Origin of the sequence: Bacillus sp. AFS018417 (genome assembly GCF_002560985.1) — a bacterium.
Taxonomy (GTDB): Bacteria; Bacillota; Bacilli; order Bacillales; family Bacillaceae_G; genus Bacillus_A; species Bacillus_A rhizoplanae.
This window is the reverse complement of the sequence record NZ_NTTM01000012.1, coordinates 75422-101375: the sequence shown is the minus strand read 5'-3', so window position 1 is coordinate 101375 and position 25954 is coordinate 75422. Positions and strand designations below refer to the sequence as shown.

The following is a 25954-nucleotide window of genomic DNA, read 5'->3' as shown; positions in this document are numbered from 1 at the left end:
TACACACCTTTCAGTAGAACGCTAGACCGACTGTCGGTCTAACAAATTTATAAAACAATTTTGCTATGACTGTCCCAGCAAAATAGCTAGCATGTAATCAAAGGTACCTTTTTCAGCTCCGAGAGTGGTCTCCATCATGTTGATGAACGCCTTTGCCCTTTGCATCGCTTCATGAGGCTGCCATTGAAACAATCCTTCATCAAATATGATTTGTGCAGACGCAATTAAAAATTCTATTGTTTCCCTGGGATATACAGTCACAAAAACCCCTTCCTTGATTCCCTGTTCAATTACCTCTGTTAAAACAGGTGTTAAATGCACAATAGCTTGCACTAAACTTTTTTGATGCATTTCTGCATTATTTGGTTGATGGAATTGTTCAATCATTCTTTCTTTATTCTCACCCGCTTTTGGCATTTGAGCCATTAAAATTTGAAACAACTTATCAATTACAGGGATATTTGGATTTGAAGCAATCTTTTTCGCTGCTGCTACATCCGTATTTACAACTCTCAAAATAATAGCATCCATCACTTCCTCCTTTGATTTGAAATAATGATAAAATGTTCCTTTTGCAATACCAATTTCTCGTAGAATGTCATTCACGGTGGTTTTCATATATCCTTTAGAAACGAACAGCCTTTCTGCGGTATCTAGAATTTCATTTCTACGTTCTTCATATTCCTTTACAATCCTCATAAAGAAACTCCTTTCATCTAGACCGACTGTCGGTCTAATATAAATATATGTGCCTTCTGTAAAAAAGTTTCATTCTTAGCTATAAAATTTATTGCACATCACAAACAGTCGATCACCCTTCCTTTTTCACTTCTTTGACTAGTCATTCCATAGCCCTATGGTTGATTTGAATGTGAAAGTGTTGTTTTCATAGATAAATAAATTCGGAAAAATCATCCAAATTCCTTTTTCATGTATGATTTTTATAGAATGGTTCTCGTATGTATAGCTTGATTACCTTGTTCTTGGTGAATAGCAAATCCATAAAGAACATAAAAAAGACCCTGCAATTTTGCAGAGTCCAAAGTTGAAAAATATAAACCTATTTAATATGATTAAAAACCAAAGACGGAACGAGTATTCCTAAGAAAATGAAACACGTACCGTCTCTGAAAAATTAGATGCCGTATTCGAAATGCGTGACCAAAATTGTGACCGCTGATTAAAATCAAGCACTCTATCTATTTCACCACAAACTTCGTCTTACTACATCCATCTTTCTGCTTCATTACTTCCAGCACTGCTGGCATAGCGTTTTTCAATTCTTGTACGTGTGAGATTACACCAATAAAGCGACCTGATTTTTGAAGATCAATTAAAGCATCTACTGCTTTCGTTAACGATTCTTCATCTAATGAACCAAAGCCTTCGTCAATGAACATCGTTTCAATCGAAATACCGCCTTCGTATGATTGAATGATATCAGCCATACCCAGCGCTAAGCATAGAGATGCGTTAAATTTTTCACCGCCGGACAATGTTTTCACATCACGTGTTTGCCCCGTATAAGCATCATACACATCTAATCCTAAACCACTTTGACGATTTCGTTTTTCCACGCGTTCACTTCGTTTTAAATAAAACTGTCCGTTTGATAATTTACGAAGTCGTTCATTGGCTACTTGAACAATTTGCTCTAAATATTCTATTAAAATGTAACGCTCAAACGAAATGCGGCTTTCATTGTCACCTTTCATAACTTCATACAAATCAACAAGCTCTTGGAATGCCGCTTCTTCTTCATGAATTTGTTCATCAATGCGGCAAATATTTTCATGCAAATCGGAAATATATTCATTGGCACTTTTTGTACGCTGACGCTGTTCTTTTATGATATCAAGCTGAATTTCTAGTTCTTTCAACTGTTCTTCTAGTTGCGTTAACTCTGTCCATTCTTTTCCTTGTAATTGCTCTGTTAATTCTTCAATTTGTTTTGTTAATACTTCAAGCATAGAGTAGTAGGATTGAATGTGTTGCTGTAAATCGTTACGCTCTGCGTCTGATAATTTAGCCTCTGTGTATGCTTGCTGACTCACAAAACCACTTGCTTCAAGTTCTGCCATAAAACGTGCATACTTTTCTTCTTTGTTCTCATTTCCTTGTGTATATTGTTGCTGCGCTGCTTTATATGCTTCTTCAACACGAATTTTTTCACTGGTGCAACGCTGAAATTCCTCTTGTGCTCTTTGCCATGATTCTTGCAGACGACGAAGTAAAGAGGCTTTTGCTTCATACGCTTGTTGCCACGCTTCTAATGTTTGCATCTCTGCTGGAATTTTTTCTTTGTCATTTTCATACGATGTTCGCAGTTGAATCGATTCCATTTCAGAGCGATGCAGTTTTTCTTCTATATCACGTTTAGTTGCTTGCAACATATCTAATTCTTCTTCTAGCTTTTGAAGCTGCGATGATAATTGTTTACGTTCTTCTTCACTTTCTTTTAATTCATTTACTTCTGCAGCTAGCTGTTTTCCTTGTTGGATTAACGTTTGATACGCATCTGCTAACTCTGATACAGCGTACCCCCGAGCCTGTACTTCTTTACATAATTCTTCATATTGACCTTTATAAAAATTACATTTTTCTTCTATTTGAACGTGTTGCTTTTCAGCTTGTACTTTTTGTTCACGAAGAATATTTAACTGTTCTTCATTAATAGACACTTCTTGTTCAGTTGCTTTGTTTGGGTGAGAGGTACTACCACAAACCGGGCAAGGTTTACCATCATGTAAATGAATCGCTAACTGACCAGCTTGTTCGCTTAACCATGATTTCTCCAACGTTTCATACGCTTGTTGAGCCGCACTCATACGTTCTAATACACCTTTTCTTTCCCTCTCATACTTTTGCACTTCTTGCCACACTTGATATGCGTCTTTTAATACTTTTGCATCTTCACGCATACGACTTAACTGTTCTACTTTTGCTCGGTATTGCTCAAGTGCTTGTTCAATCTGTTTTAGCTTACCTGAAAGCTGTTGCTTTCGTGTACTGCTGAATTCTTGCTGTTTCTCTAATTTACTTACCTCAAGCTTAAATTGCTCCATTTGTTTTTTTGATGCCGCTAATTTTATTTTTTTATCAGCAAATGTGGCGATAACCTCTTTTAACTCTTCTAACATTTGTACGTTTCGCTTCGTTTCTTCACGAACTGTTTCATTGTTTTTTTCTTGTTCGTACTGCTGCTCCGCACGCTCATAAGCTAATACAAATTGTTCTTGTTTGGCAGCAATTTGTTTCATATATTGCTCGGCTTGCTGAGCACTTTGAACCGCTTCATCATACCACTGTTCAAACGGTAATAACCGGCTTGCTTGCTCTGCACGTTTAAATTGTTGTTCTTTCACTTCAATAGAAGAATGTTCCTGTTGCAATGAGTCATAACGATTTTGTTTTGTTTGCAAATCTTGCAATCTATCATTTAAAGCCTTCGCTTCATGATACCCTGTTTCCGCTTCTTTTAATTGCTTTAGCTGTATTGATTCTTGTTTTTCTAATTGCTTTTCTTGTTTTTCATAAAAAGCGATTTCTTGTTGAAGCGCTTCTACTACTTGATGTGTATTTACATGTTCTTGATTTGCTAATATTTCAAGCAGTGCACCGTCCCGCACCGGAAGCTTGAAAACGTTACGAAAGTACAATTCTCGTTCTTTTTGCTTTTCTTGCAGAACATCTTTCCATTCTTTACGCTTTTGATCTAATAACTCTCGCATTAATTTATATCGATCCGTTTTAAAAATACGGCGTAAAATTTCTTCTTTATTTTCTGTTTCAGATGTTAATAGTTTACGGAATTCACCTTGTGGAAGCATTACAATTTGACTAAATTGATGCTTACTAAGACCAATTAAATCTTCCACTTTTTTGTTTACATCCGTCACATGGAAACGATCTACACAAGGAATTTGTTCGTCATTAACGACTTCATAAAATTCAATCGCATGACCTGTAATCGTTTTGTTGCCTTGTTTTTTATGACCAAGTTGACGCTTTATACAATAGGTTTTTGCTTTTAATTGAAATAATAATTCAACGCTTGTATACACGTTATCATCAGCAAATTGACTACGAAGCATACTCGTATCATTGCGTTCTTCTCCACTCGCTTCTCCGTACAGCGCATAACAAATCGCATCAAAAATCGTTGTTTTTCCTGCACCTGTATTTCCAGAAATCGCAAAGATTCGATGTTCACCTAATTCTTCAAAATCAATTGTTTCCTGCTGCTTATAGGGACCAAACGCTGTCATAATAAGTTTGATAGGTCTCATGCTCTCTCCCCCTCTCGCTCATGAACTGTCTTTAATACTTCTAAGAAGAGACGCTCTTTTTCTTCCGATAACTCAGTCCCTTTCATTTCTTTATAAAAAGCTTTCACAAGGGAAAGATCATCCATTTTATGACGTGAAGTGACTGTAGTATTTTCATTCACCAGCTCTTTTCTTTGCATAACACGCTCTACATGCATCGCATTTGGATAAACAGAACGAATCTTTTCCATTGGCTGCAATACAGGATTTTCATCTAATAATTTCACAAATACGTAGTCTTCACAAACAGGATGTTGCAACAATTCATCAATTTTTGCTTCAACCGTTCTCATTTTACGTTGCGGTGTTAATAACCGTTTCTCAATTGTTATTTCTCCTGTTTCATTTAATTCAACAATGGAATATCCTTTTTTGTGATGCTCTTCCGAAATCGAATACGCAAGCGGCGAACCCGCATAACGAATTGTTTCATTACGTACGTAATGCGCTTGGTGTAAATGACCAAGTGCCGTATAATGGAAGGCATCAAAATAATGACTGTTTACATATTCTGCTCCGCCAATTGATAATGGCCTCTCAGCATCACTTGTATTTTCTTCCGCTTCCCCAGACGCTGTTACGAAAGCATGTCCGATAAAAACATGACGCGCCTCTTTATCCATACTTTCCGATAACTCATTCATAAAAATACGCATCGCATCATCATGACTACGAATATCATCATTTTTCATCACATGACGAACAATGCTCGGATCAACATATGGAACCAAATGGAAATGCACTTCTCCGTATTCATCATTCATGATAACAGGCTCATATGGATATTGAAATTGCCCAATAATATGCAGCCCTTGTTTCTTCATTAAGCCGCTCCCAAAATGAATACGGTCTGGACTATCATGATTCCCAGCTATCGCAAGTACTGGCGTTTGTAATTCAATCACAATTTTTTGTAATACTTCATTTAATAAATCTACTGCTTCTGTTGGCGGAATTGCGCGGTCGTATAAATCTCCTGCAATAATCACGGCATCTGGTTTTTCCTCTTCAACAGCTTGTACGAATTGCTCTAAGACATAACGCTGATCTTCTGTCATATAAACACCGTGAACAAGCTTTCCTAAGTGCCAATCGGCTGTATGAAAAAATTTCATCTTTCCCTTCCTTTCTTTTTATTAGTTCACAGATTGAAGTGAAATAAGCTGATATAAAAGCGTCGTCTTCTCTTCTGTCCATTCCACTTTTTTTACAACTGCACTTCCAACAAGTTCTTGATTTGTTTTATACACTGGCAATATTTCATCAACTACAAATAAATGATATCCTTCTAAAATTAACTGAAATATATTATCTTCTATATGTAATCGTTTCTCTGTTTCGTTTACAATAATCTTTGTATGCATTTCAAATTTCATGCGAAAACACCCCTTTTTTATGTCTCTATTTTAATAGTATAGCGGGCATTACTGATTGACAAGAGAATCAGTAAGAAAGGTAGGACTTCCCTAATGAACATTCCCTCTACTTACAACATTATAACTGCAATATATCTTCAACTTCTCATTTGTAGTATGAGAAAAGTAATAAAAGAATATGAAAACTCCCGCCACTTATCTCCTTTAAATCTTGAAGTAAGAGTTTTCCATGTACCATCTTCAACAAACACCTTTAGAACTGCTTTTTTTCAATATGTTATAAGAGCCCCTTTACATCTGCGAATAGCGAGATAGATGCAAATAATGTTGCTGATGCTTTTGTTAACATTTTAATTTTTAATACGGTATGTGAAATTAAATATTTATTTAAAATAAAAATGCCGTTTACGGCACTTTTATTTTTGTAAATAATCCTTCATTACAACGTACAAAACAATAAATAATAATACTGTTGTCAAAAGCCACGAAAGAATCGCAACGTAATCATTTTGATTTAATGCAAAACTAATCGCAATTGTTAAGATAAGGACCGGGAATACAAATCGTACTTTATCTTGTATAGTATCATGCTGTGCATCTTCTTGATGAAAATAGAAAGTTAAGCCAATCATAAGAGAAGATAAAATAATGACCGATAATAACAAAGGCCCTGACATTCCGATCTCCCCTTTCTTTTCTTTCCTTTCTAAGGGCACATTAGACATTCTATACTTATAATAAATAAAACTTATAAGCGAACTTAATACATATGACATATTAGCAACAAAACAAAAAATTCAAATACAGAAAATGTATTATCCATATTTATTTAAACCTTTATTCTAAAAAATTACAAATTATATATTTAGTAAAAATCTGTTCAAAACAATATCCGTTAGAAGTTGTATATTCCTTTTTCTCTAATGAAAATCCTCTAAAAACAACTCGTCAAAATATGCCAAGTTTTCATTTCATGAATTCTCATGCTTTCCTTCTTTACATATTTTTGATTGTTTACCACTTTTTTATTTTAAAAGACATATTCTTTCAGTCTAAAACTTTAGCATAATGATACAAAAAAACACGAAACAACGCACTACTTCTCTTCTATTTTCTACAGTATACTCATTTGCTCTTCATTTTAAAACAAAAAAAGACATGCAATATGGCAGGATTCAAGAAATAAAACAAGAAAGATATACACAAGAGCTCATCTTTCATAACGATTCAGGAGATCGCTACATATTTTAATTCGTTGCTACAATTATCACCATAGATGCTCCCGCTCTGTCTTCTTATAAAATGTCTATTTGTTTAGACACTTAAACATTTTGTGTCCAATCCATCCTTGCTAATATACAGCATTTGAATTGGCACAGTTCTTGCAAAAATAAATATATGATCATAAAGGAGGATATAGATAATGGAAACCAAATTTGCAAATATAAGAAAACAAAACTTTATTACAATAGTAGAGGTGAACAATGCCCCAGCAAATGCTTTATCATCTGCATGCATAGCTGAATTACGCTCAATCTTTTCAATGCTTGCTGAGGATGACGAAACAAGGGCTATTATTCTAACAGGTGCCGGACGTTTTTTTGTAGCTGGTGCCGATATTAAAGAGTTTGTTTCTGCACTAGGAGATCAAGAGAAAGGATTAGCAATGGCAAAAGCAGGACAAGCACTTTGTGACGAAATAGAAGCCATGAAGAAGCCAGTCATTGCTGCCATAAACGGTCCTGCTCTTGGCGGTGGATTAGAGTTAGCTATGGGATGTCATTTTAGAATTACATCAGATACTGCTATTCTCGGTTTACCGGAATTAAAACTTGGATTACTCCCAACATTCGGCGGTACACAACGCCTTAGCAGAATAACAAATATGGCAACGGCTTTAGACTTAATTTTAACTAGTAAACAAATAAGCGGAAAAGAAGCAGCCAATCTCGGTCTTGTTCAATTGGTTGTTTCCCAAGAAGAATTATTACCAACTGCTCTCTTAATTGCTCAATCCTTTCTCGAAGGAAAAAGCATGACTAGTGTCACACGTGCCGTAGAATGTATTACACAAGGATATAACGAAAATATATCTGAAGGCTTGAAAAGAGAGCGCGAGAAATTCTCTGAATTATTTTTAACTGATGACGCTAAAGAAGGCATTCAAGCTTTCATCGAGAAGCGGAAACCTAACTTTATACATTCATAAAAGGAGGATATGTTATGACTGATCAAGTTCTATTTTCAACTAACGAAAATGGTGTAGCCACTATTACGTTAAATCGTCCGAAAGCACTAAACTCACTTTCTTATGAAATGATAGGACCGATTACACAAAAGTTAAAAGATTGGGAAGCTGATGATCAAATTCATCTTGTCATTATAAAAGGCGCAGGTACGAAGGGACTTTGTGCTGGTGGTGACATCAAGACACTTTACGAGGCTCGTTTACATGAATCTGCCATGAAAAAAGCAGAGCAATTTTTTGAAGATGAATATAAATTAGATATGCTCGTTTATAAGTTTTCTAAACCGATTATCGCATGTTTAGATGGCTTTGTTATGGGCGGAGGCGTCGGACTAACTTCCGGAGCGAGCCATAGAATTGTAACTGAGCAGACGAAGTGGGCCATGCCAGAAATGAATATTGGCTTTTTCCCGGATGTCGGGGCTGCCTATTTCTTAAATAAATCTCCAGGGTATATAGGACGTTACTTAGCATTAACAGCTTCTGTTATTAAAGCTCCTGATGTACTATATATAAACTGTGCAGATTTTTACATGACAAACGAAAACTTAAATGCTTTTCTTAACCGTGTCGAACATATAGATTGGCCTGTAAAAGACATACATACAACATTGACACAACTGGTAAATGACTATTCTGAGCTTCCTGTTAACGAAAGTGAGCTAGCGTCATTCCAAACAGACATTAACAATCACTTTTCTTTTCACACAGTTGAAGAGATTATACATTCATTAGAAAAAGATGCTAGCCATTTTGCAGCTAAAACAAAAGAAACAATTTTATCAAAATCCCCATTCTCCTTAAAGATTACTTTAAAACAACTAATTGATGGAGAAGAAAAAACGTTAGAGGATTGCTTTAATACTGATCTTGTACTTGCTAAAAATTTTATGAAACATGAAGATTTTTTCGAAGGAGTACGTTCAGTTGTCATTGACAAGGACCAAAATCCGCAATATAAATATAAGAAATTAGAAGATGTTTCAGACGAGGTTGTGAACAGCTTTTTCAACCTTTTAAGAAGCTAATTATATCAAGTGAAGCTTATACATTTTATTTCAAATAAAAAAAGTGTCCAATACCATGGACACTTTTTTATATTCTTCTTAAAACCAGCGTTCTGTCACTACTTTTTTACGTGTATAAAATTGTACACCATCTTTTCCATTTGTACCTAAGTCACCGTAGAAAGAAGCTTTATTTCCTGCAAATGCGAAAAATGCCATTGGAGCTGGAACGTTTACGTTTACGCCAATCATCCCTGCATCGATATTATCACGGAATGTTTGTGCGTGTTTACCACTTGACGTATAAATGACTGCACCGTTTGCAAATTTTGATTGGTTTGTAAGCTTAATTCCTTCTTCTAAATCCTTTACTCTCACAATGCTTAATACTGGAGCAAAAATTTCATCTTGCCAAATTTTCATATCTTGATTCACACTATCAAAGATTGTTGCTCCAACGAAATACCCTTCCCCAACTTCTTCATTAATTTTACGGCCATCTACTAATAAAGTAGCTCCATCTGCTACACCGCTATTAATATAGCCTAGTACACGCTCTTTGTGAGATTCACGAATTAATGGACCTACATAATTTTCTTCATAGAAACCATCACCGACTTTTAATTTACGCGTTTCTGATACAAGAACATCAATGAATTCATCAGCAATTTCATCCACTACCGCTACAACAGAGCATGCCATGCAGCGCTCCCCACTGCTCGCAAATGCAGAACCAATGACACCTTGTACTGTCTTTTCAATATCGCAGTCCGGCATAACAATTGCATGGTTTTTCGCTCCTGCAAGTGCTTGTACTCGTTTTCCATATTTTGTTCCTGTTTCGTATACATAGCGTGCAACTGGCTCAGATCCAACAAATGAAACAGCTTGAATATCTTTATTTTCTAAAATGCTATTTACAACATCTTTTCCACCTTGTACTAAGTTTAAAACCCCTTTCGGGAAGCCCGCTTCATAGAATAATTCTACTAGTCTTTCTGCTAAAAGCGGCGTTCTTTCAGATGTTTTTAATACAAATGTATTACCGCAAGCGATTGCTAATGGGAACATCCATAGTGGAATCATCATCGGGAAGTTGAACGGTGTAATACCCGCAACAACTCCAATTGGGTATCTCCAAATTGAACCATCAATTCCACCTGCAATATTTGGAAGTGCTTGCCCCATCATTAAATTTGGTGTTGATGTTGCCAGCTCTACAGCTTCAATCCCTCGCTGCACTTCGCCAGTTGCATCTTTTAATGTTTTACCATTTTCTAATGTAATGATTTTTGCAAGCTCATCTTTGTTTTCTTGTAAAAGTTGTAAATATTTATATAGCTGTCTTGAGCGATTTGGAACTGGTACTTTAGACCATGTTTCATATGCTGCTTTTGCAGCTTCAACAGCACGATCCACATCTTCTTTTGGAGAAAGTGGAACATAAGCAATTATTTTCCCAGTCGCAGGATTCGGAACAGCTTCCACTTCTGTGCCAGTAGATTCTACCCATTCACCATTAATATGATTTTTCACGCGTTTAATTTCTGTTGTAATCATTGTATTCGCTCCTTTTTATTTTTTATATTTGCTAGTATTCATTGTTATTTATGACTAGAGATTAATTGTTCACTTACCTTTTGATATAAAGCAGCCATGTCTTTTTCACCATATCCCGCTTTATCAGCTTCATCATACAAATTCAAAAGCATTTCACTCACTGGTAAGTGAAGCTCACCTTCTTTTGCTAAATCAACTGCAAATCCTAAGTCTTTCTTTAGTAGATTTACAGTAAATCCTGGTTCATAGTTTTCTGGCGCAATAAAGCTTTTATAATTGCGCTCATAAATTCTACTTTGTCCATAACTCACATTTAAAATATCAAACATTTTATCTAAATCCATATTGTTTTTCTTTGCTAATGTCAGAGCTTCACTAACACCTGCTGTATAAAAACCAATTAATAAGTTATTAATCAATTTTACAGTTGTACCACTATCAATTTGCTCACTCACATGAAATATATTTGCTCCCAATACTTCCATCACTGGTAAACCTTTTTCATATACTTCTTTTGATCCACCAACCATAAAAGTTAATGTGCGGTTTTCCGCTCCAATTACTCCACCGCTAACCGGTGCAGCCAAGAAATCGACTTTTTTATCCTTCGCAGCATCTGCAAGCTTTTTATTTAGTTGCGGAGCTACTGTGCTTGTATCAATTAAAACAACATTCGAATGACTATTCTCAATTAAACCTTCTTCTCCAAAATAAACAGCTTCAACAGCTCGCGGTGACGGTAAACTTGTAAAAATCAAATCACATGTTTCTGCTAATTTTCCAATTGATAAACCGATGATTCCCCCTTCTTTCTCGAAGGAAGCTTCAGCATCTTTATTTAAATCGACTCCATATACCGTATAATTTGATTTAACTAAATTTTTAGACATCGGAAGACCCATGTTACCTAAACCGATAAAACCAATCTTTTTCATACTGCTCTCCTCCTATTTAAACAATATATTTCCCGCGATTTATAATCGTTTTTGCGATTTCTCTCTTTTTCGTAAACAAGTTCGTGTATAGAGGTACTGACAGTTGACGAATTTCATCTAGAATGGCGTTTCTAGTTTGCTCTTCTTGCACCGCTGCAGAAAGAAGAACAATTGCTGCTGATTCTACTTTTCGATATCCTTCTTCACAAAGCACATCCGTTATAAACTGTTTTGTACGTTCTTTTTCTTCACCATTTTTACTGATCGCTTTCTTTGTACGTAAAAATGCCGATTCCATTACATATACATCTTTCAACATGTCTGCTAACACGCGTGAATATTCTTGTTCTTGTTCGATTTTTAATTCAGGAGTTTGAGATAGCGTTTTCAAAGATTGCTTCAATAATTGTTTCGATAATAAAATATAACGATGATTTCGTTCTATATTTTCAAATGTGTCTTTATCTACTTGGTCCCCTAGTTGTTTCGTTTGTTTCATTAACATTTTCGCAACTGTTAAGCGGTTAATTTCATTCGTTCCTTCAAATATACGGCTAATTCTAGCATCACGATATAATCGTTCTACTTCATATTCTTGCATATAACCATAACCACCATGAATTTGTACCGCTTCATCCACAATATTTCCAAGTGTTTCTGAAGCATTCACTTTGTTGATCGCACACTCCATTGCAAACTGAGACATTTTCTGCATAATACCTTCATCACTCTCATGAATTGCTTCATCAATTACGCCTGCTGTTCGATAAGCTGCACTCTCTGCACCGTATGTAGCGATAATCATATTTGCAATTTTCTCTTGAATCATCGTGAAATCAACTAATTCTGTTTGAAACTGTTTTCGTTCTTTTCCGTATTGAACAGATAGGCCAATTGCTTGCTTTGCTGTTCCAATATTTCCGAAAGCAAGTTTCAATCTAGCAAAATTGAGAATATTAAGAGCTACGTGATGTCCCTTTCCTACTTCCCCTAGTACATTTTCAGCAGGAATGACGACATCCTCTAAAATCAGTGTCGCAGTTGAAGAACCTTTAATACCCATTTTCTTTTCTTCTAGGCCAATCGAAACGCCTTCACATGTTCTTTCGACAATAAATGCTGTCATTCCTTTATTTGTCTTTGCAAAAACAACATATACGTCAGCCATATGAGCATTTGTAATCCACTGTTTTTCACCATTTAATGTCCAAGCTGTTCCTTCTTCATTTAAGACAGCACTTGTTTTTGCACTTAATGCGTCAGATCCAGCATTAGGTTCTGTTAAAGCATAAGCTCCAATCCATTCGCCTGATGCAATTTTAGGTAAGTATTTTTCCTTCTGCTCTTTTGTTCCGTAATATATATATGGCAGCGTTCCTACTCCAGCATGAATATTAAAGGAAACACTAAAGGCTCCTGCATATCCCATCTTTTCCGCCACAAGTCCAGAAACTGCTTTCCCTAATTCAAATCCACCATACTCTTCTGGAACCTCTATACTCAACAATCCAAGTTCTCCAGCCTTTTCAAACAACCTGCGGGAAACTTGATAATTGTGCTGCTCGATATTTTCAATTTGAGGAACAATTTCCTGTTTCACAAATTGTTCTGTAGTTTTTGCGATTAAATCTTCATCATCTGAAAAATCCTCAGGTGTAAAAAAGGTTGTCTTAAGCTCCTGATTCAGCGAAAAAAATTCGTTCCATTGCAACTTTGTTTTCTCCATCTGTATCCCCCTATCATTTCGGTCTTCATTTTATTTATGTGCAAAATCTATGCCAATCTAAAAACTTGATAGAACAAGGGCAAAATGAAAAGAAAACGTAAAACTGTCTAGACAGTTTTACAATTGATATAACAATTGTTTAGATTTTGAATCTTGACAATTTATTATAAAGGGTCGCCCTAGAAATCCCTAACAATGCCGCTGCTTTTGACTTATTTCCTTTTGCTTCTTTTAAAACGCGTTCAATTAATCCTCTTTCTTCCTCTTCACGTACTACTTTCATCGCTTCTTGTTTTGCTGGTAAAGACTGAATCATAGGTACTAATTTCTTTTGCTCCATATCCCGATAATAAAATTCTTCTGGTAAATCCTTAGCCCGTATATGTGCATCATCTGATAGTGCAAATAGCCTTTCTAACACATTGATTAATTCCCTGACATTACCCGGCCAATTATAATGGAACATAAGGCGTAATACTTCTTTATCAAGTGTCTTTTCTTCGGCACCATACATTTGACATAACTTTTGTAAATGTTCTTCGACAATGAGTGGTATATCTTGTTTTCGAAAGCGAAGCGGTGGAATATGAATCGGAATAACATGAAGACGATGATATAAATCCTCCCTAAAAGTTCCTTCTCTAACCATTTGTTTTAAATCTTTATTTGTCGCTGCGATTAGCCTGAAATCAACAGGAATTGGATGTGTACCACCTATTCTTTCTATTTCCCTTTCTTGTAAAACACGCAAAATTTTTACTTGCGTTAATAGAGACATATCGCCAATCTCGTCTAAAAATAATGTTCCATGATTTGCAAGTTCAAACTTCCCTGCCTTCCCATTCTTTTTCGCACCTGTAAAAGCACCTTCTGCATAACCAAACAATTCAGATTCTAGTAAATTATCAGGAATAGCAGCACAGTTCACACTAATAAATGGACCGTCTTTTGTTATACCGGTATCATGTATAGCACGTGCAAATTGCTCTTTACCAACACCGCTTTCCCCAGTAATTAATACTGATGCTTTTGATCCAGCTGCTTTTCGAGCCATTTTTTTCGTTTCAGAAATTGTTTGGCTTTCTCCAAGAATATCTTCAAATCGAATCTGTTTCTTTTTCGGTTTAGAAAACGTTGGTTTGATTGTCCTATCCTTTTGATCAAATCGTTCTAGTATTTTATAAATATCTGAAATCCCTTCATGAATAAGCATCCCTACAGCACCTATCACTCTTCCATGCTTCCAAATCGGCATCCGGTGCACAACTAGATTCTGTCCTTGCAGACGGTGCACTTGATTTCTTTCTGGTACTCCTGTTTTTAATACAACTGGAAGCCGCGTATTCTCAATTACATTTTCAGCGTGCTGCCCAATTGCTTCTTCTTTCGTTACACCAACAAAGCGACTATACGTGTCATTAAACATTTGGATAACTCCATTTTCATCCACAATTGCAATACCTTCGTATGCAGTATCAAAACAAAGTTTAAACCACTCTATCGTTTGATGTGCACATTTGATTTCTTGAACCAAATCTTTATGAAAGGCTAATAATTCCTTATTACTGAACACTCCTTTAAGCTCTTTGTTTTCCTCACAGGTAACGTAAAGTGGAATATTCTCTAACTCGCTTAATGAAAACTCTTCCCTTACGTTATAGAAAGAATGTCTCAGTATAGTAACAATCGGTTCATCCCACTCTGAATGATCCTCTAACCACTTTACACAATCGATTAGTTTAACAACCCCAATCACATGATTATTTTCTAAAACAGGGAGTTCTGCGCTCTCTGATTCAGCTAGTAGTCGTAATGCTTCTCGAATTGTATCATCTTTCCTCAAAATGTACGGGTCCTGCTTCATCCAATTTCGAACAGATTCATATTTTGCGGCCATCATAACTGAATTTCCCTTCCTTTAGAATGTCTATACTCCTCTTTTCCTATCTGGTTAACACGCTAATGCTTTTCTACCGTGGAAAAAATATTATGATAAAATGCAACTACATAAACGAGGATTTCGTTTCTTTTTCGTCCAAAAACTTTTATCAATCTCATTCTTACTGCCCTTTAATATGAAAAAAAGCGATGATTCATTTCACATCAAGCAGGTGTTTTTGCTAAAGATGTGTATCATCGCTTTCTTATTTTATTTATTGCCCATCAGATAAGACGGTTTTTGCAATTCCCTTATCTAACTCTTCAAAATCATGGTACGAAATTGTTTCATACAATTCACTTCTTGTTTGCATATCAGAAAGCCCTTCTTTTTGCGATCCTTCCTCTTTTATGAGATGAAAAATACGCTCATAAGCTTTTGCTGCTACGCGAAGAGACGTCACTGGATATATGACCATTTGATAACCGATATTGGCAAACTCTTCAGCAGTATAATACGGTGTTTTTCCAAATTCGGTCATATTAGCAAGTAAAGGTACTGTTACTTTCTTTGTAAATAAACGAAACTCTTCTTCTGATTGCAAAGCTTCTGGGAAAATAGCATCTGCACCTGCTTCTATGTAAGCAATTGCTCTCTCAATCGACGCATCTAACCCTTCAACTGCACGAGCATCCGTACGAGCTACAACAACCATCGATGGTGCTACTTCTTTTATAACTTTAATTTTTTGTTGCATTTCTTCAATGGAAACAAGTTTTTTCCCATTGAGATGTCCACACTTTTTAGGGAGTTGCTGATCTTCAATTTGGACAGCGGCTACATTTGCTTCCACCATTTCTACAGCAGTTCTCGCTACATTTAACACTCCACCAAATCCTGTATCAATATCGACAAGAAGAGGTAAATCCGTTGCTCTAACAAGATCTCTTGCTCTTTCAGCTACTTCAGTAGATGTTACAATACCTAAATCTGGTAAACCCTTACTTGCTGTATAAGCAGCTCCCGATAAATAAAGAGCTGAAAATCCAGTATTTTTTGCAACAAGAGCAGCCATCGCATCATGTGCACCAGGAATTTGCAAAATTTCTGGTGCTTCTACTAAAGCTCGGAATCGATTGGCAAGTTCTTCTTGTGTTGACAGTTTATTCACAACCCAAGCCATTCTTATTCCCCCTATACTTAAATTAAGAAAAGATCTACAAATTCATTTACATTCATATTTTCTAATTTTTCTTCATTCAAACAAGCTTCATGAATTTTTTCTTGTTGTTTATTAGAATAATGAACAGCCATATTTGCAGAGAACTTTTGAACAACTTTTGGAATTGCTTCGTCTCTACGGAAACGGTGACCTAATGGATATTCACATTCTACGTTTTCTGTTACTGTACCATCTTTAAAATGAATTTGAACAGCGTTGGCGATTGAGCGCTTGTTCGGATCAAGGTAATCTAAACTGTATTGTTTATTTTCAACAACAACCATCTTATTTCGTAATTCATCTACGCGAGGGTCAGAAGCTACTTCATCCTCATAATCATCTGCAACAATGTCACCTTTTAATAAACCGATTGCAGTAATGTATTGCAAGCAATGATCGCGGTCAGCTGGGTTATTTAATGGACCCTCTTTATCAATAATACGAACCGCTGATTCATGTGTCGTAATTGTAATACGGTCAATTTCATCTAATCGTTCTTTCACTTCTGGATGTAATTTCACTGCACATTCTGCAGCTGTTTGAGCATGGAATTCTGCTGGATATGATACTTTAAACAATACATTTTCCATTACATAAGAATCTAAAGGTCTTGCTAATTTTAGTTCTTGCTTGTTAAACAATACATCTTGGAAGCCCCATCCTGGTGCAGATAATGCTGTTGGGTAACCCATTTCACCTTTTAATGCAGTAAGTGCAAGATGAACACCACGGCTTGTTGCATCCCCAGCTGCCCATGACTTACGTGAACCTGTATTTGGAGCATGACGATATGTACGAAGACTAGAGTTATCAATCCATGCATGAGACAATGCGTTAAAGATTTCTTCACGCGTGCCACCAAGCATTTTAGTAACAACTGCTGTCGTCGCTACTTTTACGTATAACACATGGTCAAGACCAACACGGTTTAAACTATTTTCTAATGCAAGTACACCTTGAATTTCATGTGCTTTAATCATCATTTCAAGTACATCTCTTACTTTTAATGGTTCTTTTCCTTCCGAAATACGAACACGGCTCACATAATCTGCAACAGCTAAAATACCACCTAAATTATCAGACGGATGTCCCCATTCTGCTGCAAGCCATGTATCGTTATAATCTAACCAGCGAATCATACATCCGATATTAAAAGCACCGCGTACTGGGTCAAGTACAAATGATGTTCCCGGTACACGTGTACCATTTGGTACAACTGTTCCTGGTACAACTGGTCCTAGTAATTTCGTACACTCTGGATATTGCAGTGCTAAAATTCCACATCCAAGCGTATCAAGTAACACATAGCGCGCTGTACTGAATGCTTCTGAACTTGTAATCTCATCATTTAATACATAATCCGTAATCTCTTCTAAAATTGCATCTTTTTGTTTAATTTCATTTGTTTTAATCACGCTATTCTTCCCTTTCTGTCGAAAATTCGTTATTATTAAGAATGGGTGTCGGTCAAACACCCACATGGCGGGCGGCCTTAACAACTCCCCAGTTGTTTTTATTTGCTAAGCACATGTCGCTCGCCGATATAATTTACACGTGGGCGGAACAATCGATTATTTGTATGTTGCTCAATCACATGCGCACATAAGCCTACCGTTCTTGAACTGAAAAAGATTGGTGTATACAATTGAATTGGAATACCTAACATCCAATAGACTGGAGCAGCATAATAATCTAAGTTTGGATAGATTCCTTTTTCCTTCTCCATAATCTTTTCTCCAGCTTCACACATTTCATATAATGTATAATCGCCTTTCACATCACATAACTGTTTTAATGCTTCTTTCATCATAAGCGCTCTAGGATCTATCTTTTTCATGTAGACGCGATGTCCAAATCCCATGATTTTTTCTTTGTTATACAGTTTCTTTTGCAGTAATTCTTCAAATTTCTCAACAGTACCCGCTTCTAGCAGCATGTACATTACTGCCTCATTTGCGCCTCCATGTAAATTACCTTTTAAAGAAGCAACTGCTCCGGTTAAGGCACCGTATAAATCTGATTGTGTCGACGCAATTACTCTAGCCGTAAAAGTAGAATTAGGCATCTCATGTTCACTATACAGAACAAGTGATTTATCAAATATTTTTTCTTCTAATTCAGAAGGCTTCTTGCCCGTAAGCATATGGAAGAAGTTCGCACTATAAGATAACTCTTGAATTGGTTCAATCGGTTCTTCATTATTCAAAATTCGATAACTGTTAGCTACTATATTCGGCACTTTACTTAACAATTTATAAGCACGTTTTTTATTCACATCTAATGAGCGATCATCAATTTCATTATCATAACCAGAGAGTGCTGAAATTCCCGTGCGTAACCCGTCCATCGGATGCGTTTGTTTTGGCAATGCTTTTAAAACATCAAAAACACCAGTAGGAACTTCATATTCATGCTTTAGCGTTTCTTCTAATGCCGCTTTTTCATCTGAATTAGGAAGTTTCTCCTCTAATAAAAGATGAACAATATCTAAATAACTTTTCGTTTTAGATAACTCAATCAGATCATACCCTTGAATAACGATTTCTCCTTTTTGTGTATCAAGAAAAGAAATCTTCGTCTCTGCTGCAACTACCCCATCAAGTCCTGGAAAAAAATTTTTTTCAGCTCCCATTTTATCTTCCTCCCATCCAAATAGATCTTCATTTACAATTCTGTAAGCCTTTCCAAGATCGCGCAAATATATTTCTCTTATATTCTCTTCTAGTTATTTCATCCGCTAATAAAGAATACTTATAAGCAGCGTACAAGGTTTTTTATGTTTAGATTGTTCATATCTAATAGTTTTAAAAGAGTTGATAAATTAGGAAATGTTCCAAACAAAGAATTTCTCATAAACTTGATAATCTATTACTGAATCATAACAATACAAACAACCACCGAAGAAACTCCTACAATTCGAAGAGACAATGTATTTAGCTTCGCACTTAACACCTCCCCGTGTACTCAAACAGACAAAGGATTTCATCGTTTCCAAATATATTTTCTGCTCATTGTTAGGTTTAAAGAATTCCTTTTGAAAAAGATAAAATCAACATCATATCTTCACCTGTTTTACACTTACTTTCTATTCAAATATATCAGACTTTTTTAAAAATTACAATTTGTTTTATTTTCTGACACAATAATTGCATTTGCATCTAACTTTTTGGAAATAGTGAAAAGAAGCATTTACCAGCAGAAATCATTCACCTTCCACACCATCATTTACAACTAAAAAAAGGATAGCAACACGCTATCCTTTTTACTTGTATCTTCTACTTTAACCATGAACCAACAATATACAAATGTTGATTTTTTTAGTTTTACATAAAGTTATTATCTTTTATATTAGCATTTTTGATAACAAAATTTACATTCCGTAGTATATAATTAAAAGTAAAGGATGGGAGAAAATGAGGACATATACTTTTACTTTACTAATAATAATTTTATTTTGCTTAACTTCATGTAGTCCGCTTAGCAATAATAAGGAATACTCTGATGTAAAGACAATGAAGATAAATAATAGAGAAGTACCATTTAATCAAAAAATTATCAATATTATCAACCAGAGAGAGACTGATAACGTGAAATATGCTATGGTTGGGAATATTGAACCCAATTATACCATTCATGTCAAAAATGACACATATAAAATTTTTGACCTAGATAACGAAATTGTACTTGTAATAGCTAAAATAAAAGAGAAAGACAATAGGTATACTATTACAAAAAATAATTACAAGAAACTAGTAAAATTAATCAACACATAACAAGAACGGTAAATTCGTTCGCTGCTTCAGCTGAAAGCGGGACTAAATTAAGACTAATCGCTCCGGTCATAACTACTGCTAATACTTTTTTGCTCCAACCTTTCCTACGCATTATTCTTTCCTCCATAATATATTTTTAGTTTTATCGATTGGCTAAAGAATTTTTAAACCTTATTTTATATAAGTATAAAATATCTCCATATAGATATACTGCAGCTTCAAGATAGAGTTTGTTGAAAAATACGCTCAAACAGTTGGAAATACGTTAAATTGTAAAACATTTTTTAGATTGCTAAAAATATATGTTTATCTCAGGTAAAAAACAATGATTGTTATAAACGATTCAACTTTATCTTAAGGACACAGATAAAAAGATGACTTGCCATTTTTATATAGATAATCTCGATAAAACTAAAATGATTATATTCTAAAAATTCAGAATAAATAATGGTTTTGGAAAAATTTTCTTATTCCCTCATTTCACTAGTGTCTCGTAAAGTGAGACAGAAAATTTAATTTGTTTCTTTTGTGATTCAGAATCAAAAAAGTAAACACTTCAATATGCAGTTTACATCACAAGAACCAATTCCCTCCACATAACCGCCCGTAGCATTATCTGTATATTGCCATAACGAGGTAACCATACGAAATCAGCTTTCACAAGATGATTTTCAAAAAAAAAAGATAGCATCACGCTATCCTTTTCACACTTTTATACTTGTAAATTCTACTTCAACCATGACCCAACAATCGGATATTGAAAAGGTCGACCTTTTATCGCACGAACGATACCGACGATTGGAGTAATTAAAGCAATTAACCCAAAAATAATTAAGAACGGAATTCCAATTAATACCCAAGAAAAAAATACTGAAATAGCAATTAATACACCTATTACAAAATGAAATATGACTGCTTGTAATGATAAACTTTTAATTTCTCGATCTGAACTAACAAGAAATATAATAAACGGAACTAATACAGGTGCAAACCAAGTACTAGCATGAATGAATATTTTCAGTCCTTTATTCTCCATTTAAAAATTGCTCCTTTTCATTCGCATTTTCTTTATTATGTAATATTTTACATTTTATTCTATAATATGTGAATGAATCTTGAGACTGATTTATATTCATTCAAAAGTTGGATAATTTACTCTGACTTTAAACCAATATTAGCTTCTATTAGCCCTCTTTTGATTACCACGAGACCAGACAATGACTGGGATAAGCAGTAATGAAAGGATACCTCCGGCAAATGAAAGTGTTGTGTAACTGGAATGAGCTACGACCATGCCAGATAGTGCTCCCCCTGATGCCCCCGCCAAAGCAATCAAGACATCAACAGATCCTTGCGTCTTTGCGCGATTGGACGGAGTAGTTGCATCCACGATGAGCGCAGTGCCGCTAATCAAGCCAAAGTTCCAACCAAGCCCAAGCAAAGCGAGCGCGATGATGAGTACTAACATAGAATCAGCAGGTGCAACAGCAGCCAAAACACCGGCAGCAAGTAGAGTGGCACCAGAAGCGATTGCCATTGCAGTACGTCCAATCTTATCTACGAGGATACCAGTCATAAGAGATGGTAGGTACATTGCACCTATATGAAAACCAATTACCAGTCCTACCTCTTTCAAACTATGTCCATGATGTCCCATATGTACAGGTGTCATTGTCATAATTGAAACCATGACAATTTGAGTTAAGACCATGATTGTGGCACCAACAACGATTCCTCGTTTTTTTATTGCTAATTTACTAGATTTCTCATCTGAAAGATTACTCCCGTCCGTTCTCTGCACATCTGCAATTGCTTTCGCAACAACGAGAGGGTCTGGGCGAAGTAGAGCTAGAAGTACCAAACCGGCAAGGATATAGGCTGCAGCTGCTAGAATGAACGGACCAGCTAGAGCAGGAACTTTAATCATTAATGCGAATCGCCCCATTGCATCAACCAAATTTGGCCCTGCGACAGCACCTAAAGTGGTTGATACCATTGCAATGCTGATTGCTGTTGCTCGCTGTGTAGAATTTGCTAGGTCTGTACCTGCATAGCGTGCTTGTAAATTTGTAGCAGTTCCGGCACCATAGATTAGTAGTGAAGCAAAAAGAAGTACAAGATTATTAGTTAATGCTGAAACCACCACTCCGATTGCGCCGATACCGCCAGTCAAAAATCCTGTCGCGAGTCCGAAACGTCGTCCAAAACGCTGAGAGAGTCGCCCTACAAGTAGCGCTGCCCCAGCAGAACCCAAAGTGAACAACGCAGCCGGAACCCCTGCAAAACTATCTGTACCTAGCATGTCTTGTGCAAGAAGTGCTCCGACGGTTACGCCCGCTGCAAGTCCTGCACCACCGAAAATTTGTGAAATGACAACTATAATCAACGTCCGTTGATATAACTGTCGTTGTTTTTTTGGAGAATCAATGTAACTTTGTAACCAAGCCGGTTGATTTTCTAAAGCTTTTGAATCATCAACTTTCTGCAGCATCACTTAGGCCCCCTTTCCTAGGAACTGACTTTGCAAATTGTATAAGCCAATTGTTAAAGTCTTCTTTCCGATAAGGTATCAATACTAACCTCTCAGTTTCAGAACACAAGCTAAATTGTCTCAAATTAATTCTCCTAACCTCACATTTTTTACACTTATTTATTGAACAGAAAATTCCAATAATAACAATTTACCATATTACTTCAATACCCACTAATATTCATTTCACTTTAATCAATTTTTCTGCTATTTTATTTCTCCTTTATATTTACAATTCTAAAAAAAACGATCCAATTTTGTTCCTTGTTTTAAATTTAAGGTTACACAGACTGCTGCACATATTCCATATACCTAGACATATTTCAAAACAGAAAGGCAGGAAAAGTGATGACTTCTTATATAAATTACACCTCTCCTTCTATCCAATTCGCTCAAGATGTAAGTAAAAGTAATTTTTTCACAAAGGATGCGCAAAATTATATAAACGTGTTAGGGATTAAACAATTAAATACATTAGATAATACTTCTTTACTAGACATTTTTTTAAGTGCGAATAATATTGTAGAGCCTCATGTACACCAAAATGCTGCTGAACTCGTTTATTGTATTTCTGGTGCAGCTGTCGTTTCCTTACTTAATCCATTTACGAATCAAATTCTTAATTTCCCAATAAAACCAGGTCAAGTTACTAATGTACCGCAAGGTTGGTGGCATTATGAAATTGCCACTGTAGACAATACACATTTATTAGCCATTTTTAATGCTCCTACTCCAGAAGTTATTTTTGGATCGGATATTTTAAGATTAACTCCATCAAACGTAATGGCTCATACTTATTGTCTTGATGAACAACAATGGAAACAAGCAGTAGCTCCTATTCAATCTACTACTGTAATTGGCCCTCCAAAAGACTGTCATCAAAGTCAACATCGAAATACAATACATCATATACCTAACCAAAATCAAACACATCCCCAACATCCATCATATTATTATCAATCACAAATCCCATATCAATATTGAGGATATTGATATGAAAAACTACCTTTAAAGCTCATTTATGATGGATGCTTTTACAAACACACCATACTTAACTGTTAGTTGTCCAATTTCTTTATAGTTTTTATAAGCACAATAATAATGTAATGAGAAAAGCTGACTCTCATGAGCCAGCTTTTCTCATTACATTTCTGAAATCCACATTCCATACCTCGGATACACTGCCTTCAACTTCGAAAATGTCTCATCGCACCATGTTTTTGAATTAAAATCACCAACTACAATGCGGTGATTTCCATCATCTAGACACTGCACCCAAACACCATATCCTGGTAATGTTTCTTTAATTTTTCTCAATACATCTGCAGTCCACTCAACAGAATTGAAATCCCCTACATAAATACGATAGGACTCTGTGCCTATAAACCATTCTAACAGCTTGTCCCCTGTTAATAGGTTCACATCAACTTTCCCAATCCCTTCAACATAACCATTATCACTGTATTGCCACAAGTCACTCGCATAATCAGGTTTTACCTGTGGTGTTCCGTCATTTGTTCCATAACGGGGTAACCATATGAAATCTGCACTCACATTTTGCAATCCGTAGGATCCGTACATATAGTGCGATACATATAACCCTACTTTCCATCCATCCTCTTTACATGTATCAATAAATGTCTGCGACGCTTCTGCTAGATTAGCAGCTCCGCAGCTTGTTAAAGTATCATTCTCAACATCTAGAACAAGAAATTTAGCATTAGGGCTTACTCGGTTCATAAAATCTTTCGCCTCTACAATAGCATCTGCCACAGATACATAGCATCCGTAAGCATAAGCTGCATGGGGAATACCTCGTGCTTCTAAATGTTCCACATGGTCTGTATATATCTCGTCTATTTTTCGGGAACCATACTGCACACGGCAGATTGCTAAATCAATGTGCTGGGCAGCTATATCCCAATTTATATTTTCATTCCATTTTGAAATATCTATGATATATCCCATGATTTATTTTCTCCTTTTACATTATTGTATTCGATAGCTTGTCTCATAATCTGTATGAACACTTAAAATAACAGCAAATCCTTCCCGCTTTATCACTATCTCAGTATATCCTGCTTCATTTTGTTCTTCTTTTTTCATCAGGACACATCATACTTTGTAAGTTGTTCCATTCAATATATTTCTCCTCCTTTCACACTACTTTTCTACTTCAATTGCAGTTCTTTATATATATAAAACGCCACGCTATAATTTGGTAAAACAATTTTGCTGTTCTATATCCCTCAATGTAATATCATATTAGAGGTGAATAATATGCAAAGTTTAAAATCTTTAAAACGGGATATAATTCTCTTTTTTCCTTTGTTTGTTTTTAATGCAGTTCTATTCATTTCAAAGATTATTATAGACAATGACTTTAGCTGGATACGTGCACTATTAACATTAGCATGCCTTTACGTTTGGGCATCTAGTGCAATAGACATTAAAAGTAAGAATTACAAGACAAAATAAAAAAGCACCCGTTATGGATGCCTTTTTTATTTCATCACTTATATATATTAAGTATTACTGTAAAACGATGATTTCCATGAGGTACAACTTGATGAATCTCAACGTATTGCGCTTCAGACTCTCGACGAGTATCCTCATTCAACTTCAATAAAGCTTTAGTCAATGTTTCTCCTTCATGAAGTTTTAGCTCATCATAACCTTGTTGTTTAATCATCCATCCCACTCCTTTCATTAATTTAATTTGCATTTCGACTAAAAGAAATATTCATCAGAACGAAAGGAAATGTTGCAAGTCATTCCGAGATGGTGGTTTTACATCTTTTAAACATCGCATTGATGTAACTATGCTTAATGAGATGTAAAACAGTATGACGAATGCGATTATTTTCACACTCGCCACACTAGAATATGTCTTAATTTGTTTTAATTAACTTCAATAATTCAAGTAAGGGAATCTTACCACCTTAATCGCGGGTTCCTACCGCCCATGCCCGTTCAATTTGTTTAAATTTAATCTCATGAATTTGATCATCTTTCATTTTTGGAAAAAGAACAGCGTATCCTGCTGCATTCCGTTCCTGTCTATTCTGCATCTGAACTCGTAGCGCTTTGTAGTTTTTCAATTCCTTTACTACTAACCTACGCATCTCTCTTTCATCGATGTCCTCGAAAAATGACATTTGTTCCATACGATACGCTTCCCCTCCTGCATAACATCTCTCCATCTGCACATAGTACAAACAGGCGACTCCGTATTTGCAGCTATTGCCACTTTTCCATTGAGAGCAGTTAGCTTTTGCTAGCTGCTCTTTTCAATGTAACTTCTTCAAATTGTAATTAGAGCTGCTAAATTAACTTTCTTTACATACATGCACTCTTTAGATCCACGTCA

The 25954-nt window shown here is 35.7% G+C and carries 22 protein-coding genes; 4 read left to right on the top strand and 18 right to left on the bottom strand.

The window, feature by feature from the left end; all coding sequences use genetic code 11:
- Positions 1–63: 63 nt before the first annotated feature.
- The 5 genes from CN326_RS06345 to CN326_RS06325 form a co-directional block, all read right to left on the bottom strand.
- Positions 64–699, bottom strand: a complete 636-nt coding sequence (locus CN326_RS06345; protein ID WP_098307348.1) for a TetR/AcrR family transcriptional regulator — start codon at positions 697–699, stop codon at positions 64–66.
- 500 nt (positions 700–1199) lie between these two features.
- Complete coding sequence (locus CN326_RS06340) at positions 1200–4289, bottom strand: AAA family ATPase (RefSeq protein WP_098307346.1); 3090 nt, start codon at positions 4287–4289, stop codon at positions 1200–1202.
- Entirely contained in the window at positions 4286–5443 is a 1158-nt protein-coding gene (locus tag CN326_RS06335; protein ID WP_098307344.1) for an exonuclease SbcCD subunit D, read from the bottom strand. Before CN326_RS06335 ends, CN326_RS06340 begins: the two co-directional genes overlap by 4 nt.
- Before the next feature lie 21 nt (positions 5444–5464).
- The gene (locus tag CN326_RS06330; RefSeq protein WP_098307342.1) at positions 5465–5704 is read right to left on the bottom strand and encodes a DUF2584 family protein; all 240 of its coding nucleotides are present in this window, start codon (positions 5702–5704) and stop codon (positions 5465–5467) included.
- Positions 5705–6120: 416 nt separating this feature from the next.
- Positions 6121–6381, bottom strand: a complete 261-nt coding sequence (locus tag CN326_RS06325; RefSeq protein WP_098307340.1) for a hypothetical protein — start codon at positions 6379–6381, stop codon at positions 6121–6123.
- Positions 6382–7127: 746 nt separating this feature from the next.
- Here CN326_RS06325 and CN326_RS06320 point away from each other — a divergent pair.
- Entirely contained in the window at positions 7128–7913 is a 786-nt protein-coding gene (locus CN326_RS06320; RefSeq protein WP_098307338.1) for an enoyl-CoA hydratase-related protein, read from the top strand.
- 14 nt (positions 7914–7927) lie between these two features.
- Positions 7928–8980 carry an enoyl-CoA hydratase/isomerase family protein gene (locus CN326_RS06315; protein ID WP_098307336.1) on the top strand — a complete coding sequence of 351 codons (1053 nt, stop codon included), beginning with the start codon at positions 7928–7930 and terminating at the stop codon, positions 8978–8980.
- Positions 8981–9058: 78 nt separating this feature from the next.
- On the opposite strand, the gene CN326_RS06310 is transcribed toward CN326_RS06315, so the two are convergent.
- The 7 genes from CN326_RS06310 to mmgD form a co-directional block, all read right to left on the bottom strand.
- A complete protein-coding gene (locus tag CN326_RS06310) occupies positions 9059–10519 on the bottom strand; it encodes a CoA-acylating methylmalonate-semialdehyde dehydrogenase (RefSeq protein WP_098307334.1) in 1461 nt (486 codons plus the stop codon).
- Positions 10520–10563: 44 nt separating this feature from the next.
- Complete coding sequence (locus CN326_RS06305; protein ID WP_098307332.1) at positions 10564–11454, bottom strand: NAD(P)-dependent oxidoreductase; 891 nt, start codon at positions 11452–11454, stop codon at positions 10564–10566.
- A 16-nt stretch (positions 11455–11470) separates the two neighbouring features.
- Positions 11471–13180, bottom strand: coding sequence for an acyl-CoA dehydrogenase family protein (locus tag CN326_RS06300; protein ID WP_098307330.1), 1710 nt, complete (start codon positions 13178–13180; stop codon positions 11471–11473).
- A 139-nt stretch (positions 13181–13319) separates the two neighbouring features.
- A complete protein-coding gene (locus CN326_RS06295; RefSeq protein WP_098307328.1) occupies positions 13320–15080 on the bottom strand; it encodes a sigma 54-interacting transcriptional regulator in 1761 nt (586 codons plus the stop codon).
- Positions 15081–15333: 253 nt separating this feature from the next.
- Positions 15334–16242, bottom strand: a complete 909-nt coding sequence (prpB, locus tag CN326_RS06290) for a methylisocitrate lyase (protein ID WP_098307326.1) — start codon at positions 16240–16242, stop codon at positions 15334–15336.
- A gap of 17 nt (positions 16243–16259) precedes the next feature.
- Entirely contained in the window at positions 16260–17696 is a 1437-nt protein-coding gene (prpD, locus tag CN326_RS06285; RefSeq protein ID WP_098307325.1) for a 2-methylcitrate dehydratase, read from the bottom strand.
- Positions 17697–17794: 98 nt separating this feature from the next.
- Positions 17795–18913 (bottom strand): citrate synthase, encoded by a 1119-nt coding sequence (gene mmgD / locus CN326_RS06280; protein ID WP_098307609.1) that lies wholly within the window; start codon positions 18911–18913, stop codon positions 17795–17797.
- A gap of 781 nt (positions 18914–19694) precedes the next feature.
- Between mmgD and CN326_RS06275 the strand changes: the two genes are divergently transcribed.
- Positions 19695–20054 (top strand): hypothetical protein, encoded by a 360-nt coding sequence (locus CN326_RS06275; RefSeq protein WP_098307322.1) that lies wholly within the window; start codon positions 19695–19697, stop codon positions 20052–20054.
- On the opposite strand, the gene CN326_RS24980 is transcribed toward CN326_RS06275, so the two are convergent.
- The 3 genes from CN326_RS24980 to CN326_RS06265 all read right to left on the bottom strand — a co-directional run bounded on the left by CN326_RS24980 (position 20044) and on the right by CN326_RS06265 (position 22545).
- The gene (locus tag CN326_RS24980; RefSeq protein WP_255258103.1) at positions 20044–20166 is read right to left on the bottom strand and encodes a hypothetical protein; all 123 of its coding nucleotides are present in this window, start codon (positions 20164–20166) and stop codon (positions 20044–20046) included. The two genes, CN326_RS06275 and CN326_RS24980, sit on opposite strands and share 11 nt — an antisense overlap.
- 615 nt (positions 20167–20781) lie before the next feature.
- Positions 20782–21090 (bottom strand): DUF4870 domain-containing protein, encoded by a 309-nt coding sequence (locus CN326_RS06270; RefSeq protein WP_098307320.1) that lies wholly within the window; start codon positions 21088–21090, stop codon positions 20782–20784.
- A 138-nt stretch (positions 21091–21228) separates the two neighbouring features.
- The gene (locus CN326_RS06265) at positions 21229–22545 is read right to left on the bottom strand and encodes an MFS transporter (RefSeq protein ID WP_098307318.1); all 1317 of its coding nucleotides are present in this window, start codon (positions 22543–22545) and stop codon (positions 21229–21231) included.
- Between the two features lie 387 nt (positions 22546–22932).
- On the opposite strand from CN326_RS06265, the gene CN326_RS06260 reads away from it, so the two are divergent.
- A complete protein-coding gene (locus tag CN326_RS06260; RefSeq protein ID WP_098307316.1) occupies positions 22933–23568 on the top strand; it encodes a cupin domain-containing protein in 636 nt (211 codons plus the stop codon).
- A 159-nt stretch (positions 23569–23727) separates the two neighbouring features.
- Here the strand turns inward: CN326_RS06260 and CN326_RS06255 are convergent, their stop codons facing one another.
- The 3 genes from CN326_RS06255 to CN326_RS06240 form a co-directional block, all read right to left on the bottom strand.
- The gene (locus tag CN326_RS06255; protein WP_098307314.1) at positions 23728–24552 is read right to left on the bottom strand and encodes a GH25 family lysozyme; all 825 of its coding nucleotides are present in this window, start codon (positions 24550–24552) and stop codon (positions 23728–23730) included.
- 544 nt (positions 24553–25096) lie between these two features.
- Entirely contained in the window at positions 25097–25276 is a 180-nt protein-coding gene (locus CN326_RS06245; RefSeq protein WP_098307310.1) for a hypothetical protein, read from the bottom strand.
- A gap of 250 nt (positions 25277–25526) precedes the next feature.
- Positions 25527–25802 (bottom strand): hypothetical protein, encoded by a 276-nt coding sequence (locus CN326_RS06240; protein WP_255258102.1) that lies wholly within the window; start codon positions 25800–25802, stop codon positions 25527–25529.
- Positions 25803–25954 lie beyond the last annotated feature (152 nt).